Raw genomic sequence first — 23,514 nt, 5'->3', positions numbered from 1 at the left:
TTCGGCCAGACCTTATGGTCAGACCGCCTCCTACAAAAACAATGCTCCCACAGTTTTCCGTTACTCAACAAAAAAAACCCCGCACAAGGCGGGGTTCTTTTTGAGTACAGCTAAGGGGTAAAGCTGGCTTACATCATGCCGCCCATACCGCCCATGCCGCCCATGTCTGGCATGCCGCCAGACGGTGCCTTGTCATCAACCACGTCAGCGATCATCGCTTCGGTGGTGATCATCAGGCTGGCAATCGACGACGCAGCCTGCAGAGCAGAGCGAGTCACTTTAGCCGGGTCCAGGATACCCATTTCGATCATGTCGCCGTATTCGCCGGTAGCAGCGTTGTAACCGAAGTTACCCGAACCCTGCTTGACCTTGTCGACAACAACGCTTGGCTCGTCACCGGAGTTGGCAACGATCTGGCGCAGTGGAGCTTCTACAGCGCGACGCAGCAGAGCGATACCGACGTCCTGATCAGCGTTGTCGCCTTTCAGACCGGAGATAGCTTGCAGCGAGCGAACCAGTGCCACGCCACCGCCAGGTACCACGCCTTCTTCAACGGCTGCACGGGTAGCGTGCAGGGCGTCTTCAACGCGTGCTTTTTTCTCTTTCATTTCAACTTCGGAACCAGCACCGACTTTGATCACTGCAACGCCGCCGGACAGCTTGGCCAGACGCTCTTGCAGTTTTTCTTTGTCGTAGTCCGAAGTGGTGTCAGCCACTTGAGTGCGGATCTGAGCGATACGCGAGTCGATGTCCGAACGAACGCCAGCACCGTCGATGATGGTGGTGTTTTCTTTGTTCAGCACAACGCGCTTGGCATTACCCAGGTGTTCCAGGGTAGTGGTTTCCAGGCTCAGGCCGATCTCTTCGGAGATAACGGTACCGCCGGTCAGGACAGCGATGTCCTGCAGCATTGCCTTGCGACGGTCGCCGAAACCTGGAGCCTTGACGGCTGCAACTTTGACGATACCGCGCATGTTGTTCACAACCAGGGTCGCCAGGGCTTCGCCTTCAACGTCTTCGGCAACGATCAACAGCGGACGGCCGGCTTTGGCCACTGCTTCCAGAACTGGCAGCATTTCGCGGATGTTCGAGATCTTCTTGTCAACCAGCAGGATCAGCGGGCTGTCCAGCTCGGCAACCATGGTGTCTGGCTTGTTGATGAAGTACGGGGACAGGTAGCCACGGTCAAACTGCATGCCTTCAACGACAGACAGTTCGTTTTCCAGACCAGTGCCTTCTTCAACGGTGATAACGCCGTCTTTGGTCACTTTTTCCATGGCTTCAGCGATGATGTCGCCGATGGAATTGTCGGAGTTCGCGGAGATAGTACCTACCTGAGCGATAGCCTTGGTGTCGGTGCAAGGCTTGGACAGCTTGCGCAGCTCAGCAACGATGGCGATGGTCGCCTTGTCGATGCCGCGCTTCAGGTCCATCGGGTTCATGCCGGCAGCGACGGCTTTCAGGCCTTCGTTGACGATGGCTTGAGCCAGAACGGTTGCAGTAGTAGTACCGTCACCAGCGTCATCGTTGGCACGGGAGGCAACGTCTTTGACCAGCTGCGCGCCCATGTTTTCGAAACGGTCTTTCAGTTCGATTTCTTTAGCAACCGAAACGCCGTCCTTGGTGATCAGAGGAGCGCCGAAGCTCTTCTCGATGATCACGTTACGGCCCTTTGGACCCAGGGTCGCTTTTACCGCGTCAGCCAGCACGTTTACACCAGCCAGCATTTTCTTACGGCCAACGTCGCCGAACTTAACTTCTTTAGCAGCCATGATCGTTATTCCTTAAATACTTTGTAGTAACGGGAAAGTGCGCGGGAGATGCTCAGGCTTCGACGACTGCGAGAATTTCGTTCTCGCTCATCACCAGCAGGTCTTCGCCGTCAACTTTCACAGTGTTGCTGCCGGAGTACGGGCCAAACACCACTTTGTCACCCACTTTCACAGCCAGCGCACGTACTTCACCGTTGTCCAGCACGCGGCCGGTACCTACAGCGAGGATCTCGCCACGGTTAGGCTTTTCAGCAGCCGAACCCGGCAAAACGATACCGCCAGCGGTTTTCGATTCTTCTTCGCTGCGACGGATTACGACGCGGTCATGCAGAGGACGAAGCTTCATTGTCGATCTCTCCTAATTGTGGTTTTTAACGTCCGGTGTCGACACCGGTGGTTTAGAACATCCGGCGTTGCCGGTTGCGGTTCGGCGAGCGAACCGCAGAATACGGTCTGGCGATTTCACCAGAAACCTTGCGGTGACCCATACATAAGGGCGAGCGAGGTGATTACAAGGCTTGAGACATAATTTTTTTGCGAAACGTATCAATGGTTATAACGCCAACGGCGCCCGCAGACGCCGCGTAGACCGTGGATACCCTTACTTGTCGCGATGCTCGAATTCACCTTCGATCACGGTGGGCTGGCGCTGACCGGGCTGAACCGCTCCTGCACGGCCAGGGCCAGCGGCTTGCGGTTCATCGGCAAAGGCACGTTGGCGCATCGACTGCGCTTCGGCGCGCTTGCGGATGCCATTGACCAGCACCCGACGAGTGACCGGCAGCAGGCAGATCAGACCCAGCACATCGCTGATGAAACCTGGAAGCAGAAGCAGGCCGCCACCGACGGCGACCATCAGGCCTTCAAGCATCTGCTGAGCAGGCAATTCGCCACGCGACAGGCTTTCACGCGCGCGCAAGGCGGTGGCGAAGCCGGCGACACGGATAAGAAACAAGCCGAGCATCGAGGTGGCGACCACCAGCAGGAAGGTCGGCAGAAAACCGATGGCCATGCCGACCTTGACCAGAACGAACAGCTCAAGCACTGGAAACAGCAGGAAGAGAAACAAGAAAACGCGCATCAAAGGAGTTCCTGAACGGAAGATGACTTCCAATAAACCCTATGTGACGTCGCGGAATCGTGAATTCAAGCTTCCTCGGCTTCTGCGACGGGCCATTTTTCGGCGTGGGCCAGTTGGACCAAGGCTTCGCGAACTTGTATCGGGGTATTACAAGACTGCGCAAAGGGTAACCAGTATATGCCTGCAGCGATGCGCAGGTGCAGGCCTTCGCTGTCGATTCCAACCAATTTCGCCGGTTCGCTTTGCGGCAGACCCGACAGCGCCACGTAATGGGCGATGGCTTTGCTGTGGTCTTCGTTCATGTGCTCGACCATGCTGGTTTCGGCCGCGCCAGCGAACGGGTTGGCCACGGCGACATCGTCCAGCCAGTGAATGGCTCCGAAGCCACCGATAAAGCGGTAGCGCACCGGGGTCAGGACCCAGAAGTCAAAATCGTGAGCGCTGTGATAGCTCGCAGACTCAGGGAAGAAGCGGTAATAACGCAGGGCTGCGGCGTCAATGGCGGCGCTGTCAGTCAGCTTCGAGGCTTCGGCCAGCACCGTGACCCGCCCAACCGCCTGCACATCCTCGGCCTCACGCTCACCCACCAGCATCGAGCACTTGGGATCTTTTTGCAGGTTGTGGGTGTGTTGCGCGATGCGGCTGATCAGAATCAGCGGACGGCCTTGATCGTCCAGGCAATAAGGCACCACCGAGCCGAACGGATAACCCGGCATCGACTTCGAGTGCGTGGACAGAACGCCACGGTATTCCTTGAGCAGCAGCTCGCGGGCTTGCTTGACGGCTTTCGCACTCATCTTGTAACTCCTGGGGGCATGTACCTGCGATAGAGAGACAAGATAATAATTATCACTGGCGTTTGCAAAGTGGGAACCCTCGTGACTCCACGGAGTGGACGCCCACAATGTGCCAGAGGCAAGTCTTGTGTAGGAGCTAATTCACATGAGCCTTGCTGCGCGACCTACCACGCCACCCCAAACCCTGCGGTATAGCGCGTCTTGTTCAGATCGCCATCCGAGGCGCCGCTGATGATGTTCTTCTCGGCCTTGAGGTTCAGGGAAGCCCAATCGGTCACCTTGTAGCGCAAGCCCACTTCAGAATCCAGGCTGTAGTCCGCCGCGCCGCTCAATGGTTTACCCAATTCGCCGTTGGTGAAGAACTCGACTTTTTTGCCGATCAGGAAGCGGTTGTAATCCCACTTGAGCGCCGCCGAATAGAAATTCTGTTTCGAACCATTGGAGAATTCGTAGTCAGTACGGTTGATCAGCGACCCCAGTGAGAACGCGCCCAACTGATCGTCCCAGAACTGGTAGCCTGGACCTGTACCCACCACACGCTGGCGTGCCAGGTCTTCGACATAGTCGCGCTTGTAGGTCAAGCGGCCTTCCCAGAACCATTTGTCGGTGAGGAAACGGTCAGCCGAGTATTCGGCGCTCCAGTTGTTGGTATTGACCGTACTGTTGTCGGTCGTCTCGCGGCTGTACTCACCCTTGGCGTTGTGTCGCCAGTCGCCGTGGCGCGCGGTGGTCTTGAAAGCGATGTTGTAATCGTCGGTATTGTTTTGCGCTCGCTGGAAGTCCAGCGCAAGGTCGACGTTACCCTTCCAGACAAAATCCGTAATCAGCGGTTTCGGGCTCATGATCAGTTGAATACTGGACAAGTCCACGGTTTTCGGCGGCTCGCCGTTGGCCAGAATCACCTTGCCGTCTTCGGCCGGCTTTAACGCCTTGGCGATTTCATTATGCTTGTCTTGGGTGACCAACAGTTTCTGGTCACTTTCCAGGGTTTTGACCTGTTTCCAGTCGACGTTGATGTCACCTGCGTAATCGGTGTGCAGCAACAACTTGCCGCCATCGAACACCGTGATTTTGCCCGTCAAGCGATCACCGTTTTTCAACCAGACGGTATCGGCGAGCAAAGGCATAGACACACTGGTAAGCGCGAGGCAAAGCAAGGATCTGGACAACATAAGCACGGGACAACTCAAATTCGCGGAAAATCGGGCATCATCCCCCAAGGACGACAGCGAACTATCAAAGACCCAATGAATAGGCTGTAGTTCCACATACCCTGTTACAGATACCGATAAACGGGAATTAAACGCGTGACCGATGACCGATAGGGCACTTGACCACGACAACGCGGCTGAACCCACACCCGCTGAAATACGCCGCACGGCACTGTACGTGACCCTTCATCAGGTTCCTGAAGGCAAAGTGGTGAGTTACGGACAATTGGCCGAACTGGCGGGCTTGGGGCGTGCCGCACGTTATGTCGGACGCACGCTCAGCCAGCTGCCGCAAGGCACTTCACTGCCGTGGCACCGCGTATTGGGCTCCGGTGGCAAGCTCAGTCTGGCCGTCGGAACCGTATCAGGCGACGAACAACGTGCCCGACTGCGTGCGGAAGGCGTCTCTATCTCCAATAATCGGGTAGATATGCGCCGTCATGGCTGGCGCCCGATAGAGCACAGCGGTTAGAGTGCGCCCTTTGTTTTCGTAATCTGAGGCAGACTCCAGCCCATGCCCCGTAAAACCTGGCGCGCCGCGCTCGACGCTTACGCCAATCCCTCGACATTCGTGCTGTTATTGCTCGGATTTGCCGCTGGCTTGCCTTACATGTTGGTGTTTTCCACGTTGTCAGTCTGGCTTCGAGAAGCCGGTGTTGCCCGTGAAACCATCGGCTATGCGAGTCTGATCGGACTGGCGTATGCCTTTAAATGGGTCTGGTCGCCCCTTTTGGACCAATGGCGCCTGCCGCTTCTCGGTCGACTCGGTCGCCGGCGTTCGTGGCTGATACTCGCGCAGTCTCTCGTAGTCCTCGGCTTGATCGGTATGGGTTTCTGCGACCCGCAAAAGCATTTGTCCTGGCTGATCGCCATGGCGGTCCTGGTGGCGTTCTCTTCCGCCACCCAAGACATCGCCATTGACGCCTATCGTCTGGAAATTGCCGAAGAAAGCAGCCAGGCCGCCCTCGCCGCCAGCTACATGTCGGGTTACCGGGTCGCCGCCCTGCTGGCTACTGCCGGCGCCCTGTACTTTGCCGAAGGTTTTGGCTCGACTGGCTTCAACTACAAGCATTCGGCCTGGGCCGGCACCTACTTTCTGTTTGGTCTGCTGATGCTGCCTGCGCTGATCACAACGATGGTGATGCGTGAGTCACCCGTTCCAATGCGCACTCAATTGTCCGCCGCACGTTACGGCTTCGGCCACCAACTGGCTTCGGTCTTCGTCCTGATCGTCCTGCTGGTTTCCGTTCCGGCGATGTTCACTCAGCTGTATTACACCGACTTCGCTGGCGTGCTGTTCGACGGCGGCAGTTGGGCTGACCTGTTCATGGAAGACCGCGCATTCCTGCGGGCCATTCTCTATACCCTGCTGACCGCGCTGTGCCTCTCTTCTCTCGGCCGACGCGGGCTGGCACCGGTGCTGACGCCGATCAACGACTTCATTCGACGCTATCGCTGGCAGGCATTCCTGCTGCTGGGTCTGATTGCAACCTATCGCATGTCCGACACGGTCATGGGCGTGATGGCCAACGTGTTCTACATCGATATGGGCTTCACCAAGGATCAGATTGCCAGCGTCAGCAAACTGTTCGGACTGGTGATGACCCTGCTGGGGGCAGGCGCAGGCGGGTTGTTGATCGTGCGTTTTGGCACCCTGCCGATTCTGTTCGTCGGCGGCTTCGCTTCCGCCGCCACCAACCTGCTGTTCCTGATGCTCGCGGACATGGGTCCGAACCTGAAGATGTTGATCCTGACCATTTCGCTGGATAACTTCAGTTCAGGTATGGCCACTTCGGCGTTTGTCGCGTACCTGTCGAGCCTGACCAACCTGAAGTTCTCCGCGACCCAGTACGCCTTGCTCAGTTCGATCATGCTACTGCTGCCACGACTGATCGGCGGCTACTCCGGGGTCATGGTGGAGAGGCTTGGTTACCACAACTTCTTCCTCGCCACGGCCCTCATGGGCATACCGACGCTGGTGATGATTGCCCTGCACTGGTCTATGGAAACTCGCCGCACTCGGGCTGCCGAAGCGGCCAAGGCCGCCGAGGAGCCTCCGGCAAAGCCCCCCATCGAGGCCAGCGAGACACCCGTCAGTAATCGCCCTTAGGCACTGACAAAAAAGCCCCGACTCGTGAGAGCCGGGGCTTTTTGTTGAAGCGCGATAAATGCTGTGATCTTACGACTCTTGAAGCACCCGAACCATGCGCTGAGGCGCAGGGATGGAGATATCCGCCGACCTCAACCGATCCCGCGCTTCAACGTTGAAGTGTGAAATCACATCGCCATAGTCGCCGGTCTTGGTCCAGACCCGCAGCGACAGGGTGATCGAGTTTTCACCCAGGGCCGCAACCACCGCTTGTGGCGCCGGATCCAGCAAGATACGCGGCTCTTTGGCCATTTCCAGCAACACCTTCAGCGCCTGCTTGAGGTCGGCATCGTGAGCCACCACGGTATCGAACACCACCTTGCGGGTTGGCTGACGATTGGTGTTGGTGATGATGCCATTGGACAGAATGCCGTTGGGCACGATCACCGTCTTGTTATCACCCGTGCGCAACACCGTGTGGAAAATCATGATGTTGTCGACCGTGCCACTGACGTTCTGGGCCTCGATCCAATCACCGATTCGAAACGGACGGAACAGCAGAATCAGCACTCCGCCGGCAAAGTTTGCCAGGCTACCCTGCAAGGCCAAACCGATAGCCAGGCCAGCAGCACCAATGGCAGCCACAAAGGATGTGGTTTCGACACCGATCATCGAGGCTACGCTGACGATCAGCAGAATTTTCAGAATGATGTTGGCCAGGCTGCTGATGAAGCCTTGCAAGGCCAGATCGGCATTGCGCAATGCGAGCAGACCGCCCAGTTTGCGCGTCACCACGTTGATCACCCACCAGCCAATGCCAAGGGTGATTACCGCCAGTAACACCCGACTGCCGTATTGTAGGAACAGTGGAATCCAGGCCTGAGTGACCTTTTCCAGATGATCGACTTGTGCGGTCAGATCCATGGGTATCTCCTTGTAACGGCCGGAATTCGGCTCGCAAGACGGAACGAAAGAAGCCAGGGCCCTATCGGTCCAGATGCAGACTTTTAAAAAGCTGACGTTGGCCTATGACAGCGGTCCGGAAATAGAGGTTCCCCTCTCCCAACTGACCGATCAGAGACCAGGCGTCATCCTGTCGACCGTTGGTCAGTCGCGGAAGTTATTGAATTGCAGCGGCATGCCGAACTCGTGGCCACGCAACAGCGCCATGGCTTCTTGCAGGTCATCACGCTTCTTGCCGGTAACGCGCACTTGCTCGCCTTGAATGGCGGCTTGTACCTTCAACTTGCCATCTTTGATGTGAGCGACGATTTTCTTCGCCAGCTCCTTGTCGATGCCCTCTTTGAGGGTCGCTTCCTGCTTCATGATTTTGCCGGACGCATAGGCGTCCTTCAGTTCCAGGCACTGCACGTCAATCTTGCGCTTGACCAGGCACAGCTTGAGGATTTCAACCATTGCTTCGAGCTGGAACTCCGCCTCGGCGGTCATGTTCACAGTCAATTCCTTGAATTCGAAAGTGCCTTTGCCTTTGAGGTCGTAGCGACGGTCCAGCTCTTTGACCGCATTTTCGACGGCATTCGTGACTTCGTGTTTATCCAGTTCAGACACTACGTCGAACGAGGGCATGTAATTTCTCCAGATGAATGGCGCATGCTGCGGAGGTACGCCTGACTTGACGGTAATAAATGCGCCGTCATTATAACGAGACTTTCCCTACATAAACTGCGGGCCTGCCATGTTGAATCTCGATTCTTTCATCCTGCGGCTGGTCGTGAACGGTTAATGGCCACTCTCTGGCATGTTCTCGGCGCCGGTAGTCTTGGGAGCCTATGGGCCGCGAGACTGGCGCGTGCCGGGTTGCCCGTACGCCTGATCTTGCGCGACGCAGAGCGGTTGGCAGCCTATGAGGCCTCGGGCGGTTTGACCCTGGTCGAGCACGGGCAGCCTCAGCTCTTTGAGGTGTGCGCCCAGACCTGGGACGCCGACGAACCTATCGAACGTCTATTGGTCGCGTGTAAAGCCTACGACGCCGAAAGCGCTGTCTCACAGCTGGCCCCGCGCCTGCAGCCCAACGCTGAACTGATCCTGTTGCAAAACGGTCTTGGCAGCCAGGATGCCGTGGCTGCGAAAGTGCCCCAGGCCCGCTGTATCTTTGCCTCAAGCACCGAAGGCGCCTTCCGCGACGGAGACTGGCGCGTGGTGTTTGCCGGCCATGGTTATACCTGGCTGGGCGATGCGAGCGATCCCACTCCGCCCGCCTGGCTGGATGAATTACAGTCCGCTGGCATCCCCCATCAATGGACGCCTGACATCCTCACTCGGCTCTGGCGCAAGCTGGCGTTGAATTGTGCAATTAACCCCCTGACCGTCCTCCACGACTGCCGCAACGGCGGTCTCCAGGCGCACAACTGCGAAATCGCCATGTTGTGCGCAGAGTTGACCGACGTGCTCAATCGCTGTGGCCAACCGGCCGCCGCCGAAGCCTTGCACACTGAGGTCGAGCGGGTGATTCATGCAACGGCCGCCAACTATTCGTCGATGTATCAGGACGTCGCCCACAATCGGCGCACCGAAATCAGCTATCTACTCGGCCATGTCTGTGCCGTGGCCGCCCGCCATCAATGCCCAACGCCTTACCTGACTCAACTGCAGACCCGGCTGGTGGGCCACCTGCAATCACGCGGTTTGCCCACGGACTAGAAAGCGCTACCCTGATGGCTTATCAATAGCCTGTGATTTGCCGATGCCATTGCGCCAGCGCCTAGAAAACCTACCGGTGGGCCAGAAGCTTCTGGCAGCCCTGCTGGTCTTGCTGACAACCGTGTTGTTGGTGGCCAACCTGACCTTCATCAGTGCGGCCTATTACATCTCCCAGGAAAGCATGGCACCGCAGGCCTTGCAGACCATCGGCCGACTGATCAGCACGCCCAACCTCACGGCCCAGGCCCTCAGTTCTGCCAACAACGCCCAGGCACTGCTCAGGGAGCTGAAAAGCTACAACCCCTTGCGCGCGGCAGCGTTGTACGACAGCAACGGCGATCGTCTGGCCGAGTTGCAGCACGATGACAAACTCAAGCTGCCCGAGCGCTTCAAAAGCGTCGAAAGCTGGCGTCTGACCGAGTTTCGCAGCACGCAACTGATCACCATCCCCAAAGGCGCCGGCCAGGAGCCCGGGCATCTGCTGCTGGTCGCCAGTAGCGAATTACCGGCCGCTTTTTACACCGGCACGTTCACCGCCAGCGCCGGGATTCTGGTGTTCAGCGTACTGCTCTGGCTGGTGGTCGCGCGGCAGATTCGGCGCCTGATCACCCAACCGATTTACCAGCTCGAAGAGCTTTCACGCCAGGTCACCCGCGAAGAAAATTACGCATTGCGGGCCGAGCCGGGCAACAACGATGAAATCGGCAACCTCGCAGAAGCGTTCAACACCATGCTCTCGCGGATCGAAGCCCGCGAGCAGCAACTCAAGCGCGCCCGCGACGACTCGCAAGACGCCTACGACCAGGCACAGGGACTGGCGGAAGAAACCCGCCACACCAATCGCAAGCTGGAACTCGAAGTGCAAGTGCGCAGCAAGATCGAGAAAAAACTCACCGGTTTCCAGAATTATCTGAATAGCATCATCGACTCCATGCCCTCGGCCCTGATCGCACTGGACGAGCAACTGTACGTCACCCAATGGAACCAGGAGGCCAGTGCGCTTTCTGGCACGCCGCTGGATGAGGCCCTGAATCAGCCGATCTTCCTTGCGTTTGAACCGATGAAAGCGTTTCTGCCGAAGATCAAAGAGACCGTCGAACGCCATACCGTGGCCAAGATCGAGCGGGTCACCTGGGTCAAGGACGATATGCCGCACCACTACGCCCTGACGTTCTATCCGCTGACCGGCGGCGCGGGACGGGGCGTGGTCATTCGGATCGACGACATTACCCAGCGCCTCTCGCTGGAAGACATGATGGTGCAGTCGGAGAAGATGCTCTCCGTCGGTGGTCTGGCAGCGGGCATGGCCCACGAGATCAATAACCCCTTGGGCGCGATCCTGCATAACGTGCAGAACATTCGTCGACGCCTGTCGCCGGACCTGCCAAAAAACCTTGAGCAAGCCGAGCTGATTGGCGTTCCACTGGCGACGGTCAATCAATACCTGGCCGGCCGCGAAGTGCCGCAACTGCTCGATGGCATCCAGCAGGCGGGGGCTCGCGCGGCGAAGATCGTCAGCCATATGCTCAGCTTCAGTCGCTTGAGTAACCGCAAAATGGCCCCTTGCGATTTGCCGGCGTTGATTGATCAGGCGGTGGAGATCGCCAGCAACGATTTCGACCTGACCATCGGATTCGACTTCAAGGGCCAGGCCATCACCCGTCATTTCGACCCCAACCTCGGCCCGGTTCCCGGTACCGCCAACGAGCTGGAGCAAGTGCTGCTGAACCTGCTGAAAAACGCCGCGCAAGCGATTCACCAGCGCGCCGACGACGGCCAGCCAGGACGAATCATCCTGCGCACCCGACTGAATCCGCCGTGGGCGGAAATCCAGGTGGAAGACAACGGCGTCGGCATGCCGGAGAACGTACGCAAGCGCACTTTTGAACCGTTTTTCACCACCAAGGAAATCGGTCAGGGCACGGGACTCGGATTGTCGGTCTCGTACTTCATCATCACCAACAACCATAAAGGCCAGATGGAAGTGCAATCGACCCCTGGCCAGGGCACCTGCTTCACCCTGCGCTTGCCGCTGGCGGGCAGCACGATCAACGCCCAGGAACAGACCCTTTCGGAGTTATGAGTATGGGCTTTCGCCTATCAAAGATTTATACGAAAACCGGCGACAAAGGCGAAACCGGCCTCGGTGATGGCCGACGCGTGCCCAAAGACCACCCACGCATCGAAGCCATCGGCGAAGTCGATAGCCTGAACAGTCAGGTGGGTGTGTTGCTTGCCGGACTGGCGGAGCAGGTCGAACACTTTCCCGGCTTAACGGAAGTGATCGAGGTCCTTGCCCCCTGCCAACATCGCTTGTTCGATTTGGGCGGCGAGCTGGCGATGCCTGAGTACCGGGCGTTGAACACGCAGGAAATCGAGCGACTGGAAGCCGCCATCGACCTGTGGAATGAGGAATTGGGACCGCTGGAGAACTTCATTCTGCCGGGCGGCTCAGCGCTGATTGCACAGGCCCACGTCTGTCGCAGCCTGGCTCGCAGTGCTGAGCGGCGGTGCCAGCAGTTGAATGCGCTTGAGCCGTTGGCGGGGGTTGGGCTGGCTTACATTAACCGGCTGTCAGACCTGTTGTTCGTGGTCGCGCGGTTGATTGCCAAGCGTCAGGGGATCGCCGAGATCCTGTGGCAGCCTGCGCCGAAGCCTTAATGGCGTCCCCATGTAGGAGCGAACTTGTTCGCGAGGGGGCGTGTCAGGCACACCCAGTCAAGCTCTCGCCAACAAGTTGGCTCTTACACAGGATTTGCGCCTGACTCATAATATGTCAGGCCAAAACGCCCGAATCCCTGCCACACCCTGCGCCCCGGATTCCCAGGCTTTCTGCCGCTCATCAGGCCCGACACCACCCAACAAAAACACCGGCTTGCTGAAACCGGCAATCAACTGCGACGCCAATTCCCAGCCCAGCGGCTGCGCGTCCGGGTGAGTCTGGGTCAATTGCACTGGCGACAAGGTGACGAAGTCCACGCCCATTTGCTCGGCCAAGGCCAATTCTTCAGCGTCATGACAGGATGCCGCCAACCAACGGTCCTCAGGGAACGGACGGCCCTTGCTGGCGTACTTACGCAGCTGAGCCGCCGTAAGATGCCAACCCGCAGCCGGAAAGTCTCCCAGCCACTCCAGAGGGCCTTTGAGCATCAGTTGCGCCTTGCCAGCACACAGGCCCACCGCATCCACCGCCAGGTCGCGGTATTTCGGGTCGTAGCCATTGGGCGTGCGCAATTGAATCAGCTTGATACCGCCCGCGATGGCTTTCTGTATCCCGCGCAGCAACTCGGGGGTCTCCAGGCCATCGGGGGTGATCATGTATTCAGCGGGTAACCGCGCCGCCGCCACAATCGGCCGGTTGGCCGCAGGGAAGTCGTAATCGGCCAACTCCCGCGCCGACACCCAAGCCAGTGGCTGGCCTTCCGCACCATGGGGTTCGCCGGTAAACGACGAGACTTCCCAGACATCCAGCAACACCTGTTTGTCTGGGTAATCGTGCTGAACCTTGATCAGCGGGCGCGCAGCACCGACGACGATGCCCAGTTCTTCGTGCAGCTCACGGGTCAGCGCCGTTTCGACCGACTCGTCGGCCTCGACCTTGCCTCCTGGGAACTCCCACAAACCGCCCTGATGCTGGGTATCCGCACGCCGGGCGATGAGGATTTTGCCGTCTATACCGCGGATCACGGCGGCCGCTACATGAACTCGTTTCACCGCACTGCTTCCTCTAAACCTGCTTTCTGCCAGCGCTGAAAAGCGGGCCACTGATAAATCGTCTCGACATACGCCTCGGCCTCAGCAGGCAACGCCACGCGGAATGTACGCAAGCGCACGGCCACTGGCGCGAAGAAGGCATCTGCCGCACTGATTTTGCCAAACAGGTACGGACCGCTTTCGGTCGCGGCAGCCCGGCATTCGGCCCACAGCGCAATCATGCGTTCAATGTCCGCCTGCGCTTCAACCGGAATCACTTCCAGCGCCTCATTCTGACAAAGGTCAAAACCCATGTTCGAGCGCAGTCCGAAAAACCCACTGTGCATTTGCGCACACGCCGAACGCGCCTGAGCTCTTGCAGCTATATCCTGCGGCCAAAGCTGCGCGTCAGGGAAACGTTCGTTCAGGTATTCGATGATCGCGAGGGAATCGGAGATGGTGCCGTGTTCCGTCTTAAGCAAAGGCACCTTGCCGGTAGGCCCGTGCTCAAGCGCCTTTTGCAAGCTGTCGGGCTGGTTCAGCCAGATGATTTGCTCGGTATACGGCACACCGACCATATCGAGTGCCAACGCCGGGCGCAGGGACCAGGAGGAAAACCGTTTGTCGCCGATGATCAGGTGCAGGCTCATGCCAATCCTCTCAAGGAATACTCGATGACCTGTAGGAGCTGCCGAAGGCTGCGAAGGCTGTGTGCCTGAAACTGCGCGGTGTTTTTATCGCAGCCTGCGGCAGCTCCTACAAGTCTGTGCGGTCTTAGGTGCGATATTCCGCGTTGATTTTTACGTACTCGTGCGACAGATCGGTAGTCCAGATGGTTTCGCGGCAGTCACCACGACCCAGCTCGATGCGGATGGTGATTTCTTCCTGGGCCATGACCGCCGAGCCCTGCTCTTCGGTGTAGGTGGTCGCGCGGCAACCCTTGCTGGCGATGCACACCGAATCAAGGAACACATCGATCTTGCTCACGTCCAGGTCCGGCACACCGGCACGACCCACGGCAGCGAGGATACGGCCCCAGTTCGGATCGGAAGCGAACAACGCCGTCTTGATCAGTGGCGAATGCGCCACGGCGTAACCGACGTCCAGGCATTCCTGATGATTGCCGCCGCCGTTGACTTCAACGGTGACGAACTTGGTCGCGCCTTCGCCGTCGCGGACGATGGCCTGCGCCACCTCCATGCACACGTCGAACACCGCCTGCTTAAGTGCCGTGAACAACGGGCCTTTGGCTTCGGTAATTTCCGGCAGCGCGGCCTTGCCAGTGGCAATCAGCATGCAGCAGTCGTTGGTCGATGTATCGCCGTCGATGGTGATGCGGTTGAACGATTTGTTCGCGCCATCACGCAACAGATCCTGCAACACGTTCTGCGCCACTTTGGCGTCAGTGGCGATGTAACCGAGCATGGTCGCCATGTTCGGACGAATCATGCCCGCGCCCTTACTGATACCCGTGACGGTAATGGTCACGCCATCGTGCTGGAACTGACGGCTCGCACCTTTGGGCAAGGTGTCGGTGGTCATGATCCCGGTGGCGGCAGCCGCCCAGTTATCCACCGACAGATCGTCAAGGGCGGCTTGCAGCGCGCCTTCGATTTTCTCGACCGGCAGAGGCTCGCCGATCACACCCGTGGAGTACGGCAGCACGGCTTCAGCACTGACGCCGGTCAGTTCAGCCAGTTTGGCGCAGGTGCGCTTGGCGGCCTCCAGGCCTGGCTCGCCAGTGCCCGCGTTGGCATTGCCGGTGTTGGTCAACAGGTAACGAACCGCGCCTTGCACACGCTGCTTGGCCAGGATCACCGGTGCCGCGCAGAACGCGTTGAGGGTGAACACGCCAGCAACGCTGGAACCCTCGGCGCAACGCATGACCACCACGTCTTTGCGCCCAGGACGCTTGATGCCGGCGGAGGAGATACCCAGTTCAAAACCTGCAACCGGGTGCAGTGTCGGCAAAGGACCAAGACCAACAGCCATTAAGTGCGCTCCTTGAAAACTCTCTGCGCCGCCCGCGTCGGAACGGCGAAATCAATGGAAAAACGCCGCGACGGCTAGAGCCGGTCGCGGCGCGGGTATTTCATATAAACAACGCCGGCTCGAACTTAGTCGATCTTACCGTGGCAATGTTTGAACTTCTTGCCCGAACCACACCAGCACACTTCGTTACGACCCAGTTTCTGGTCATTGCGAACCGGTGCCGTGGCAACGGCTACTTCTTCGCCGTCATCCATCAAGGCTTGAGGCTGCTCAAGACCCGGTGCGGCAGCGTGTTCGAATTGCATGCGCTGAGCCAATTCCTCGGCTTCGCGACGCACGCGCTCTTCTTCTTCGATCGGATCTTCGCGACGAACCTGAACGTGGGACAGCACACGGATGGTATCGCGCTTGATCGAATCCAACAGTTCCTGGAACAGCGAGAAGGATTCGCGTTTGTATTCCTGCTTCGGGTTCTTCTGTGCGTAACCGCGCAGGTGAATGCCGTGACGCAGGTGGTCCATGGTCGACAGGTGGTCTTTCCACAAATCGTCGAGGACGCGCAGCAGGATCTGCTTCTCGAACGTGCGCAGTGCTTCGGCGCTGGCTTGTTCTTCTTTCTCGTTGTACGCCGCCAGCAGCTCATGCATCAGCTTCTCGCGCAGGGTTTCTTCGTACAGGTGATCGTCTTCATCGAGCCACTGCTGAACAGGCAGCTTCACGCCAAAATCGCTGCTCAGCGAAGCTTCCAGACCGGCGACATCCCACTGCTCAGGCAGGGACTGTGGCGGAATGTGCTGGCTGACCAGACCGTTGAGCACGTCCAGACGGAAGTCAGCGATGGTGTCCCCAATGTTGGTCGCAGCCAGCAGGCTGTTACGCATGTGGTAGATCACTTTACGCTGTTCGTTGGAAACGTCGTCGAACTCGAGCAGTTGCTTACGAATGTCGAAGTTACGGCCTTCAACCTTGCGCTGAGCCTTCTCGATCGCGTTGGTCACCATGCGGTGCTCGATCGCTTCGCCGGACTGCATGCCCAGCGCTTTCATGAAGTTCTTCACCCGATCAGAGGCGAAGATGCGCATCAGGCTGTCTTCCAGCGACAGGTAGAAACGGCTGGAACCGGTGTCGCCCTGACGGCCGGCACGACCACGCAACTGGTTGTCGATACGACGCGATTCATGACGTTCGGAAGCGATCACATGCAGACCGCCGGCCTGGATCACTTGCTGATGGCGTTTCTGCCAGTCGGCCTTGATCTGAGCGATCTGCTCTGGAGTCGGCTCTTCCAGGCTGGCGACTTCCACTTCCCAGTTGCCGCCCAACAGAATGTCGGTACCACGACCGGCCATGTTGGTGGCGATGGTCAGCGCGCCCGGACGGCCGGCCTGGGCGATGATTTCAGCTTCTTTTTCGTGGAACTTGGCGTTCAGAACCTTGTGCTCGATGCCTTCCTTGTTCAACAGGCTGGACATGTGCTCAGACGTTTCGATGGTCGCCGTACCCACCAGCACCGGACGATTCTCGGCCAGACAGGCCTTGATGTCGGCAACGATGGCCAGGTACTTCTCGTCCGCGGTCAGGTAGACCAGGTCGTTGAAGTCCTTACGCGCCAGCGGCTTGTTCGGCGGGATCACCATCACGGCCAGGGCGTAGATCTGGTGGAATTCGAACGCTTCGGTGTCGGCTGTACCGGTCATGCCGGACAGTTTGTTGTACAGACGGAAGTAGTTCTGGAACGTGGTCGATGCCAGGGTCTGGCTTTCGGCCTGAATATTCAGCACTTCCTTCGCTTCGATGGCCTGGTGCAGGCCTTCCGACAAACGACGACCCGGCATGGTACGACCGGTGTGTTCGTCGACCAGCAGGATCTGACCGTCTTGAACGATGTACTCAACGTTGCGATGGAACAGCTTGTGCGCGCGCAGACCGGAGTAAACATGAGTCAGCAGACCCAGGTTGTGCGCCGAGTACAGGCTCTCGCCTTCTGCCAGCAGACCGACTTCGGTCAGCATTTCTTCGACGAACTGGTGACCGGCTTCGTTCAGTTCCACCTGACGGGTTTTCTCGTCAACGGAGTAATGACCGGCCTTGGTGACCACGCCTTCCACTTCCTCGATGTGTTGCTCGAGTTTCGGGATCAGCTTGTTGATTTCGGTGTACAGACGGGAGCTGTCTTCGGCCTGACCGGAAATGATCAGCGGCGTCCGCGCTTCGTCGATGAGGATCGAGTCGACTTCGTCGATTACGGCAAAATTGAGTTCGCGCTGGAATTTTTCTTCCATGCTGAACGCCATGTTGTCGCGCAGGTAGTCGAAACCGAATTCGTTGTTGGTGCCGTAGGTGATGTCCGACGCATACGCAGCACGCTTCTCTTCCGGCGGCGCGAATGGCGTGACAACGCCTACGGTCAGACCGAGGAATTCATACAGCGGACGCATCCAGTTGGCGTCACGACGGGCCAGGTAGTCGTTCACGGTTACCACGTGCACGCCTTGACCCGACAGCGCGTTCAGGTACACCGCCAGGGTTGCTACCAAGGTCTTGCCTTCACCGGTACGCATTTCTGCGATCATGCCTTCATGCAAGGTCATGCCGCCGATCAGCTGTACGTCGAAGTGGCGCATACCCATGACCCGCTTGCCGGCTTCACGGGCAACCGCGAAAGCTTCAGGCAGCAGTTTATCGAGGGTCTCACCTTTGGCTAAGCGGGCCTTGAACTCTGCGGTCTTGGCACGCAATTGCTCGTCCGAAAGGGCCACCATTTGCTCTTCGAAGGCATTGACGAATTGAACCGTCTTGAGCATGCGCTTTACTTCACGCTCGTTCTTGCTTCCGAAAAGCTTTTTTAACAAAGGTGCAAACATATCGACAGGATCTTCCACACATAGGAATGGAGGGCGGCCCCGTGAGTCGCCCGTGCAGCCCTCATGGCCGCATGCGAACGAGCATTCTACCCGGAAACGGTGGTGAAGAAAGTGGCGTTGTACCACGATGCTGACACAGCGTTTTAACGGGGCAGAACTACAAATAGGGCCGTTTTCTCAGACTTCAAGCCATCAACCGTAGAAGTGGCTCTTCTTAACCGCGTATGAAAGCACGGAATGCCCATCCAGCGAAGCTATAACGATGCTTTCTGCTAACATGGCCGATCAGTAACCCAAGGTGTCCGCTATGGCATTTCGCCCCCTCCCCGCACGGGCACCCGCCGTCTTGCTTCGTGAAGCAAAACCGCTCAAAGCCATCTTCCACCAGGCCCAACGCCTGGGCCACCTGCAACGCCTGCTGGAAAGCCAACTGCAACCCGCCGCCCGCGAACACTGCCACGTCGCCTCATGGCGTGAGGGCACCTTGCTATTGATCGTCACCGACGGCCATTGGGCCACTCGACTGCGCTATCAACAGAAGCGTTTGCAACGGCAGTTGGTGGCTTTTGACGAGTTTGCCAGCCTGACGCGGATTCTTTTCAAAGTGCAGCCACCGACGGTGCAACGCGGCCCGGAGGGGCATTGCGCTAATTTGTCGGCTGTGGCGGCTGAGAGTATTCAGGCTACGGCGGAGGGGATTAGTGATCCGAATTTGCGGGCGGCGCTGGAGCGGTTGGCTAGTCATGGGAAGGCCAAGCCCTGAGCCAAGGGTTGGGCCACTTGCTTCTTGATATTTCGCATCAGGTAACAGCTTGTAGATGGTGCAAACAGAGTCGTCTATTTGATGTTTCTCCAAGTGCATCTCAAAGCCTTCGATTGCTAGATCCTTGTATCGCTTCCACAGGCAATACATGCAAGGGCCGATGACTGGCGGTCAGGTTGGCTTCGACTGATAAGCCACACAGTTCTATGGGAAGATGTAGTTTGGCCCAGTCAAGATCTTGGGCGGGAAGGGAAAATTTTGTTCTCCTCCCGCTCAGAGTTTCTGGCCTGCATCGGACCACAATATCGGTCCCTACCACTTCCACGGCGCTTCCGTGAATACGGCAGTCGATGGCAAAACTGCTTTCAGAGTATTAAGGTACACATCAAACAACTCTTTCGACAAATGAACATCAAAACCAACGTCCAAACGTGTCTGATGAGCAATGATCATCCGCCTTTTTCTATCCACGGTAACGAAATTGCATGAATGCCAGTAAGGGTACGCTTCAAATTTTTTTTCGATCTCCCATCCCAGGAAAAATTTTGCGCCACCTATTGCTATCCCAACGGGACCGGCGAGCCCCCAAACAAAAGCAGGGTCCACGGCAATCAAACAGACAACAACAAACAGTGAGATGCCGGACAGCCATTTGAAGAAAGCGCCCATATTCTCAGGATAGTCAGGCCAGGATTCAACCTCGCCACCTTGGTCGGTGATTCGGTAGTTAAAAACTGTTTTTTGACGTGCGCCCCTTATCCATAGAAAAAGACAACAGCAAAGCACAATGACACCCGTATATACTAGAGAATCATCATTATCACCAAGCGGCTGAAAAAAGTAACCATACACAATGAGGCTTATCGGCAATAGTGTTGCAACCCCCATCGTGATGTCAACTAAATGCATGGGATGAGGGTGAGCCTTGATGGTCCAACGCATTAATGTTTTCCCCTCCAATACGGGTCTTACATGCTCTTTATCGTCAACATCTTGAGTTTCATTGCCTGATAATTTAGTCATGGTGCGTCCCTTAATTCGGCACAAGAATAGCGATTGATTTTTCTCGACCACCTAAGGTTTCTATTTGTAAAGTGCCAGGATCAAGGCTCGCGAGACGCGTACCTTTCTCATCAGATACGCCCTCTTTGTCTAATTCAAACTGAAAGCGATATCCTCGGTCGCCTTCACTAGAGGCTAGAATTTCGGGCGAGTACCAGACCTGCATCTCTATAAATTGGACGTTCTCGGTCAGTGGCACCCATGTTTGCCAAACAACACCTTTCCCTTCCGGGGGCATGTCGTAACGCCCGTCATCCGGGCCGTCGGTTTTTATGTGATCTGGCGTATGACCCAACAACCCCGGCTCGACGATTACCCCGTGCTTGATAAACGGTTCTTGCAACGACTGGTCTATCGCTTCTACAGGTAGTACATACAACGGCCGATGACTGGCAGCCAGGTTGGCCTCGACTAATGAGCCACGCAGTTCTACGGGAAGATACAGCTGGATCCAGGCGCCGTTCAGAACGGGGAATTTTTGATGCCCATTGGGGTGAACGTAGATAAGCTTTGTTCCATAGGTCGGTTTGACGTAGAGCGATGGGCTGAGTTGTATTTCAAGAAAGGCCCGTTGTTCCTCCAGATGTCCGGATATATCATCAGGATGACGCTCCTCGCGGGAACGCGACCATGTTCCTTTACGCAACCATTGACCAATCGCGTCACGCTTCAAATAGTTAAGGGCATAGGAGGCGAACAGGTAGATCAAGCCGGTTGCCAGGGCGGCGCCAGCTACCCAAGGCCCCATTGCAATCATTACAATCGTAGGCGCTCCAGAGGGTGCTAAACCGCCTGCAAGAATTTGAATGACAGCTATTGCCAAAAATCCGAAAACGGCCCCGCGTTTAATTTTCAAAAATACCTTATCTACTGACGACTCTGTTTTATTCAAATCATCAGCGATGTCCCACATTTCCGCCGTTGTAGCGATCAACGTAAATGCCCCCAACGCTATCATTCGAGCACTAAACCCCTTCAGATGCTTCCCCCAAGCTTTGGTGTGATCATCAGCATTACTCCAAAACGCCGCCGCTTTTTCGGTTATCCCCACCGGTTTTTTCTCGAGAATAGTGGTCAGCCCTTTGATCGCCTCCCACTTCGTCCCCACCACTAGCGCCATCAATGCACTGCCGGTGTACGCCATCCCCGACTTGATTTTTACCCAGTCCTTAGCATCCAGACTCCCATCCCGAGACAAATCGCGATAAACCAACGCGGTGTTAATCAAGTTGGCCAACACCACGCCATAGGTAATCGCGCCGGCGACTGACCCGTGCTTGGCACTCCATGCCGTCATTAACTCGGGCCATTTTATTCGGGCCAGACCTCTGGTCACCGACTTGGCGATGGCCTCCTGAATAGTCCGTACATGCCGTGACTTTTGGTAATCAAACAACACCGGCAGGCGCAGCAGGTGTTGTTTGATTGCCTCGTTCACGTTCGCGGCGATGCGGCCCAGTTCCTTGGCGCCGTAGGCCTTGCGCCTAAAAAACCATGCGCTCATCGCGCGGTTGTAATTGTTCTTCAGTGCTTGCAGGTCGGCCTTCCACTGGTGGTAGTGTTTCTTGAAGCCCGGATCGAGTTCTACGCGCTCGGGATGCCCCATCAGAAAATGGCCCACGAGCATGTTTCGCAACAGGGCGCCAAGGCTCTGGCTGCTGCTGTAGGCCAGACGACTGTCCACCGCCAGCAGGGCCAACAGGGTCTTTTCCCCGGCCTGTTTGCCGGCTCCGGTGGCCATCTCGCCCAGCGCTTTAAAGGTCAGTCGCGCCGTTTCGCTTAGGGCCAGCATCCAGGGTTTGTTGGCGATGTCTTCATGGCTGAGAAAGCCATTCAGCTCCGCGAGGCGACCGATCAACGAAGTAATGTCGTTGTGGTCATTGACCAGCTGGTTGGCCTCTTTATCCAAAGCATCTTTGATCTGTGTCGAAAACCCGAACCGCGAAATACCAAACAGGGTGGTGGCTTTCTGGTCTTGCTCCGCCAGCCATTTCGACGCGGCAGTGTCTTGGGCCATGGCTTCCATCAGGTCCGCGACGATGGTTTGCAGGTAGAGCAGCGTGTCGGGATTGGTGGTGTCGATGAACAGCTTCAGCGGCTCGGTGCCGATGCGCTCGGCCCAGGTTTGCAAGTCGGATTGGGTGTCGTGCACTTGCTGGCGCAGGAGCAGGCTCTTTTCCTGTTGGTCCTCGACAAAACTGCGGGCGGCTTTTAGATCAACCTCCCTTCGCCACTTGCTGCGATTTTCCCAGGTCTCGCGCAGGGCAGCGGACGGCTCGCTGCCGTATTTGGCTTTGATCTTTTGCGCCAGCCCTTTGGAGGGCAGGTCGTGCAGGCCTTGCAGGATGCCGATATCGGCCTGCCCCGCGCCTTCTTCGACATTGAGCTGTTCGAAATAGGCTTCAACGTCGATCAAGTATTCTCGGGCTTTGCTGTCATCGCCACGAACCGAGGCTGGCAGTAATTCAGGATCGCCGCCCACCCCGCACAGCTGCTCGACGACACCGGCCATGCTCAGTTTGTGTTCATGCGCCTCTTGCCACTCCTGAAACGCAGCCTGGTCGGCGATGAGTTGCATGCCCAGGTCTTCCATCACCGCCAGCGAGTCGTCGAGAGCGACCATCACCGAACTGAATTTGTCATCGACGCTGCCGGTCCAGATCACGTGGGCGGCCAAGGGCACCACATGCTGTGAGGGACCGACTTCAGAGACCGAGGGATGCGCGGAGTCAGCGAAACGGCCGTCGTGATTGATCGGCCAGACGTCGACGTCGGCGACGATGTGTTTATCCAGGTCCATCAATTGCAGGGCGTGCGGCACGTCCATGGTGCGGCAGTATTCTTTGAGGTTCAGCGGCTGCATCCACAGGGCACGGCTGTCGCTGTGGGAACGCAGGTGCTCACAGACGCGCCACGTCCATTGCTGCGGCGAAAAGGCAATGTGCAGCTGGTTATTGCGCGGGTACAGCAGGTAGTTGCGGATTTCACCGCCCTCAGTGCTGCGTAGATCTTGACCAATGTCGGCATCGCTCCAGACGATGCGCGTCAGGTTGGCGTCCAGCGCCGAGTAGCTGTATTCATGCAGGGTGTTGGCGGTCTCGTCGAAGACGTAAACATAGCCGCCGCGCAGTTGGCGCAAGGTGTAGGTGCGGGTTTTCAGCTTGGGCAACCTGGCCCACTGACCTTCGGCGCACAAGGGTCTGAGCTGGGTCGGATCGACGTCATAGCGCGAGCGGTCCAGCGCGTAACGCATAGGTACGACAGCGACCTCAGGGTCCTTGAACGGGCAGGTGGTCATGCCGGTCAGCGGTGTATCGCTGAAACGGTCGTTGCGACGCTGTTGCAGGTTGCCGTTTTTGTCAGTCATGGGCGGTGTCCTTGTGCGAACGACGGAAGTGGTCGAAAGCTTTTATGCGCAACACTGGCATCAAGCGAAAATACTGGGCCTGATCAAGGTCGGCAAAATGTTCGTCGAACATTGAAGGCGGGATATTCGATGCGTAAGACATAAGCGTTTCTTCTCGCTGGG

20 protein-coding genes are annotated in these 23,514 nt (G+C 57.4%); 6 read left to right on the top strand and 14 right to left on the bottom strand.

Going from position 1 to position 23,514, the window contains the following annotated elements:
- Window positions 1-128: 128 nt before the first annotated feature.
- The 5 genes from groL to ACF0H7_RS03845 form a co-directional block, all read right to left on the bottom strand.
- Window positions 129-1,772 carry a chaperonin GroEL gene (gene groL, locus ACF0H7_RS03865; protein WP_397451480.1) on the bottom strand — a complete coding sequence of 548 codons (1,644 nt, stop codon included), beginning with the start codon at window positions 1,770-1,772 and terminating at the stop codon, window positions 129-131.
- Between the two features lie 52 nt (window positions 1,773-1,824).
- Entirely contained in the window at window positions 1,825-2,118 is a 294-nt protein-coding gene (locus tag ACF0H7_RS03860) for a co-chaperone GroES (protein WP_020292988.1), read from the bottom strand.
- A gap of 255 nt (window positions 2,119-2,373) precedes the next feature.
- A complete protein-coding gene (locus tag ACF0H7_RS03855) occupies window positions 2,374-2,853 on the bottom strand; it encodes an FxsA family protein (protein ID WP_397451479.1) in 480 nt (159 codons plus the stop codon).
- A gap of 65 nt (window positions 2,854-2,918) precedes the next feature.
- The gene (locus tag ACF0H7_RS03850; protein ID WP_397451478.1) at window positions 2,919-3,650 is read right to left on the bottom strand and encodes a HugZ family protein; all 732 of its coding nucleotides are present in this window, start codon (window positions 3,648-3,650) and stop codon (window positions 2,919-2,921) included.
- A 164-nt stretch (window positions 3,651-3,814) separates the two neighbouring features.
- Window positions 3,815-4,822, bottom strand: coding sequence for a DUF481 domain-containing protein (locus ACF0H7_RS03845; protein ID WP_397453825.1), 1,008 nt, complete (start codon window positions 4,820-4,822; stop codon window positions 3,815-3,817).
- A 142-nt stretch (window positions 4,823-4,964) separates the two neighbouring features.
- Here ACF0H7_RS03845 and ACF0H7_RS03840 point away from each other — a divergent pair, with 142 nt between their 5' ends.
- Window positions 4,965-5,333 carry an MGMT family protein gene (locus tag ACF0H7_RS03840; RefSeq protein WP_397451477.1) on the top strand — a complete coding sequence of 123 codons (369 nt, stop codon included), beginning with the start codon at window positions 4,965-4,967 and terminating at the stop codon, window positions 5,331-5,333.
- A 42-nt stretch (window positions 5,334-5,375) separates the two neighbouring features.
- On the top strand, window positions 5,376-6,971 hold the full coding sequence (locus ACF0H7_RS03835; protein WP_397451476.1) for an AmpG family muropeptide MFS transporter: 1,596 nt from the start codon (window positions 5,376-5,378) through the stop codon (window positions 6,969-6,971).
- 69 nt (window positions 6,972-7,040) lie between these two features.
- Here ACF0H7_RS03835 and ACF0H7_RS03830 read toward each other — a convergent pair whose 3' ends face one another.
- Window positions 7,041-7,874, bottom strand: a complete 834-nt coding sequence (locus ACF0H7_RS03830) for a mechanosensitive ion channel family protein (protein WP_397451475.1) — start codon at window positions 7,872-7,874, stop codon at window positions 7,041-7,043.
- Between the two features lie 183 nt (window positions 7,875-8,057).
- The gene (locus tag ACF0H7_RS03825) at window positions 8,058-8,537 is read right to left on the bottom strand and encodes a YajQ family cyclic di-GMP-binding protein (RefSeq protein ID WP_397451474.1); all 480 of its coding nucleotides are present in this window, start codon (window positions 8,535-8,537) and stop codon (window positions 8,058-8,060) included.
- 156 nt (window positions 8,538-8,693) lie between these two features.
- Here ACF0H7_RS03825 and ACF0H7_RS03820 point away from each other — a divergent pair, with 156 nt between their 5' ends.
- Genes ACF0H7_RS03820 through ACF0H7_RS03810 form a run of 3 tightly spaced genes read left to right on the top strand, consistent with a single transcriptional unit; the run spans window position 8,694 to window position 12,272 of the window.
- A complete protein-coding gene (locus tag ACF0H7_RS03820; RefSeq protein WP_397451473.1) occupies window positions 8,694-9,611 on the top strand; it encodes a putative 2-dehydropantoate 2-reductase in 918 nt (305 codons plus the stop codon).
- 43 nt (window positions 9,612-9,654) lie between these two features.
- Window positions 9,655-11,694, top strand: a complete 2,040-nt coding sequence (locus tag ACF0H7_RS03815; RefSeq protein ID WP_397451472.1) for an ATP-binding protein — start codon at window positions 9,655-9,657, stop codon at window positions 11,692-11,694.
- A gap of 2 nt (window positions 11,695-11,696) precedes the next feature.
- On the top strand, window positions 11,697-12,272 hold the full coding sequence (locus ACF0H7_RS03810) for a cob(I)yrinic acid a,c-diamide adenosyltransferase (protein ID WP_397451471.1): 576 nt from the start codon (window positions 11,697-11,699) through the stop codon (window positions 12,270-12,272).
- Window positions 12,273-12,377: 105 nt separating this feature from the next.
- On the opposite strand, the gene ACF0H7_RS03805 is transcribed toward ACF0H7_RS03810, so the two are convergent.
- The 4 genes from ACF0H7_RS03805 to secA all read right to left on the bottom strand — a co-directional run bounded on the left by ACF0H7_RS03805 (window position 12,378) and on the right by secA (window position 18,160).
- Window positions 12,378-13,325 (bottom strand): Nudix family hydrolase, encoded by a 948-nt coding sequence (locus ACF0H7_RS03805; protein WP_397451470.1) that lies wholly within the window; start codon window positions 13,323-13,325, stop codon window positions 12,378-12,380.
- Window positions 13,322-13,954 (bottom strand): glutathione S-transferase family protein, encoded by a 633-nt coding sequence (locus tag ACF0H7_RS03800; protein ID WP_397451469.1) that lies wholly within the window; start codon window positions 13,952-13,954, stop codon window positions 13,322-13,324. The genes ACF0H7_RS03805 and ACF0H7_RS03800 overlap by 4 nt, the downstream gene beginning before the upstream one ends.
- 124 nt (window positions 13,955-14,078) lie before the next feature.
- Window positions 14,079-15,296 carry a bifunctional glutamate N-acetyltransferase/amino-acid acetyltransferase ArgJ gene (argJ, locus tag ACF0H7_RS03795; protein WP_397451468.1) on the bottom strand — a complete coding sequence of 406 codons (1,218 nt, stop codon included), beginning with the start codon at window positions 15,294-15,296 and terminating at the stop codon, window positions 14,079-14,081.
- 125 nt (window positions 15,297-15,421) lie between these two features.
- Window positions 15,422-18,160 carry a preprotein translocase subunit SecA gene (secA, locus tag ACF0H7_RS03790; RefSeq protein ID WP_397451467.1) on the bottom strand — a complete coding sequence of 913 codons (2,739 nt, stop codon included), beginning with the start codon at window positions 18,158-18,160 and terminating at the stop codon, window positions 15,422-15,424.
- Window positions 18,161-18,467: 307 nt separating this feature from the next.
- On the opposite strand from secA, the gene ACF0H7_RS03785 reads away from it, so the two are divergent.
- Window positions 18,468-18,923 (top strand): DUF721 domain-containing protein, encoded by a 456-nt coding sequence (locus ACF0H7_RS03785; protein WP_397451466.1) that lies wholly within the window; start codon window positions 18,468-18,470, stop codon window positions 18,921-18,923.
- A 312-nt stretch (window positions 18,924-19,235) separates the two neighbouring features.
- Here the strand turns inward: ACF0H7_RS03785 and ACF0H7_RS03780 are convergent, their stop codons facing one another.
- The 3 genes from ACF0H7_RS03780 to ACF0H7_RS03770 all read right to left on the bottom strand — a co-directional run bounded on the left by ACF0H7_RS03780 (window position 19,236) and on the right by ACF0H7_RS03770 (window position 23,494).
- Complete coding sequence (locus tag ACF0H7_RS03780) at window positions 19,236-19,946, bottom strand: hypothetical protein (RefSeq protein ID WP_397451465.1); 711 nt, start codon at window positions 19,944-19,946, stop codon at window positions 19,236-19,238.
- 10 nt (window positions 19,947-19,956) lie between these two features.
- Window positions 19,957-23,283 (bottom strand): T6SS effector BTH_I2691 family protein, encoded by a 3,327-nt coding sequence (locus ACF0H7_RS03775; RefSeq protein WP_397453823.1) that lies wholly within the window; start codon window positions 23,281-23,283, stop codon window positions 19,957-19,959.
- Between the two features lie 61 nt (window positions 23,284-23,344).
- Window positions 23,345-23,494, bottom strand: a complete 150-nt coding sequence (locus ACF0H7_RS03770) for a hypothetical protein (RefSeq protein ID WP_397451464.1) — start codon at window positions 23,492-23,494, stop codon at window positions 23,345-23,347.
- Window positions 23,495-23,514: the final 20 nt, after the last annotated feature.

Source organism: Pseudomonas sp. NA-150 (genome assembly GCF_044336365.1).
Lineage (GTDB): Bacteria > Pseudomonadota > Gammaproteobacteria > Pseudomonadales > Pseudomonadaceae > Aquipseudomonas.
The sequence above is the reverse complement of the archived record's forward strand: the minus strand, read 5'-3'. Positions and strand labels throughout refer to the sequence as shown.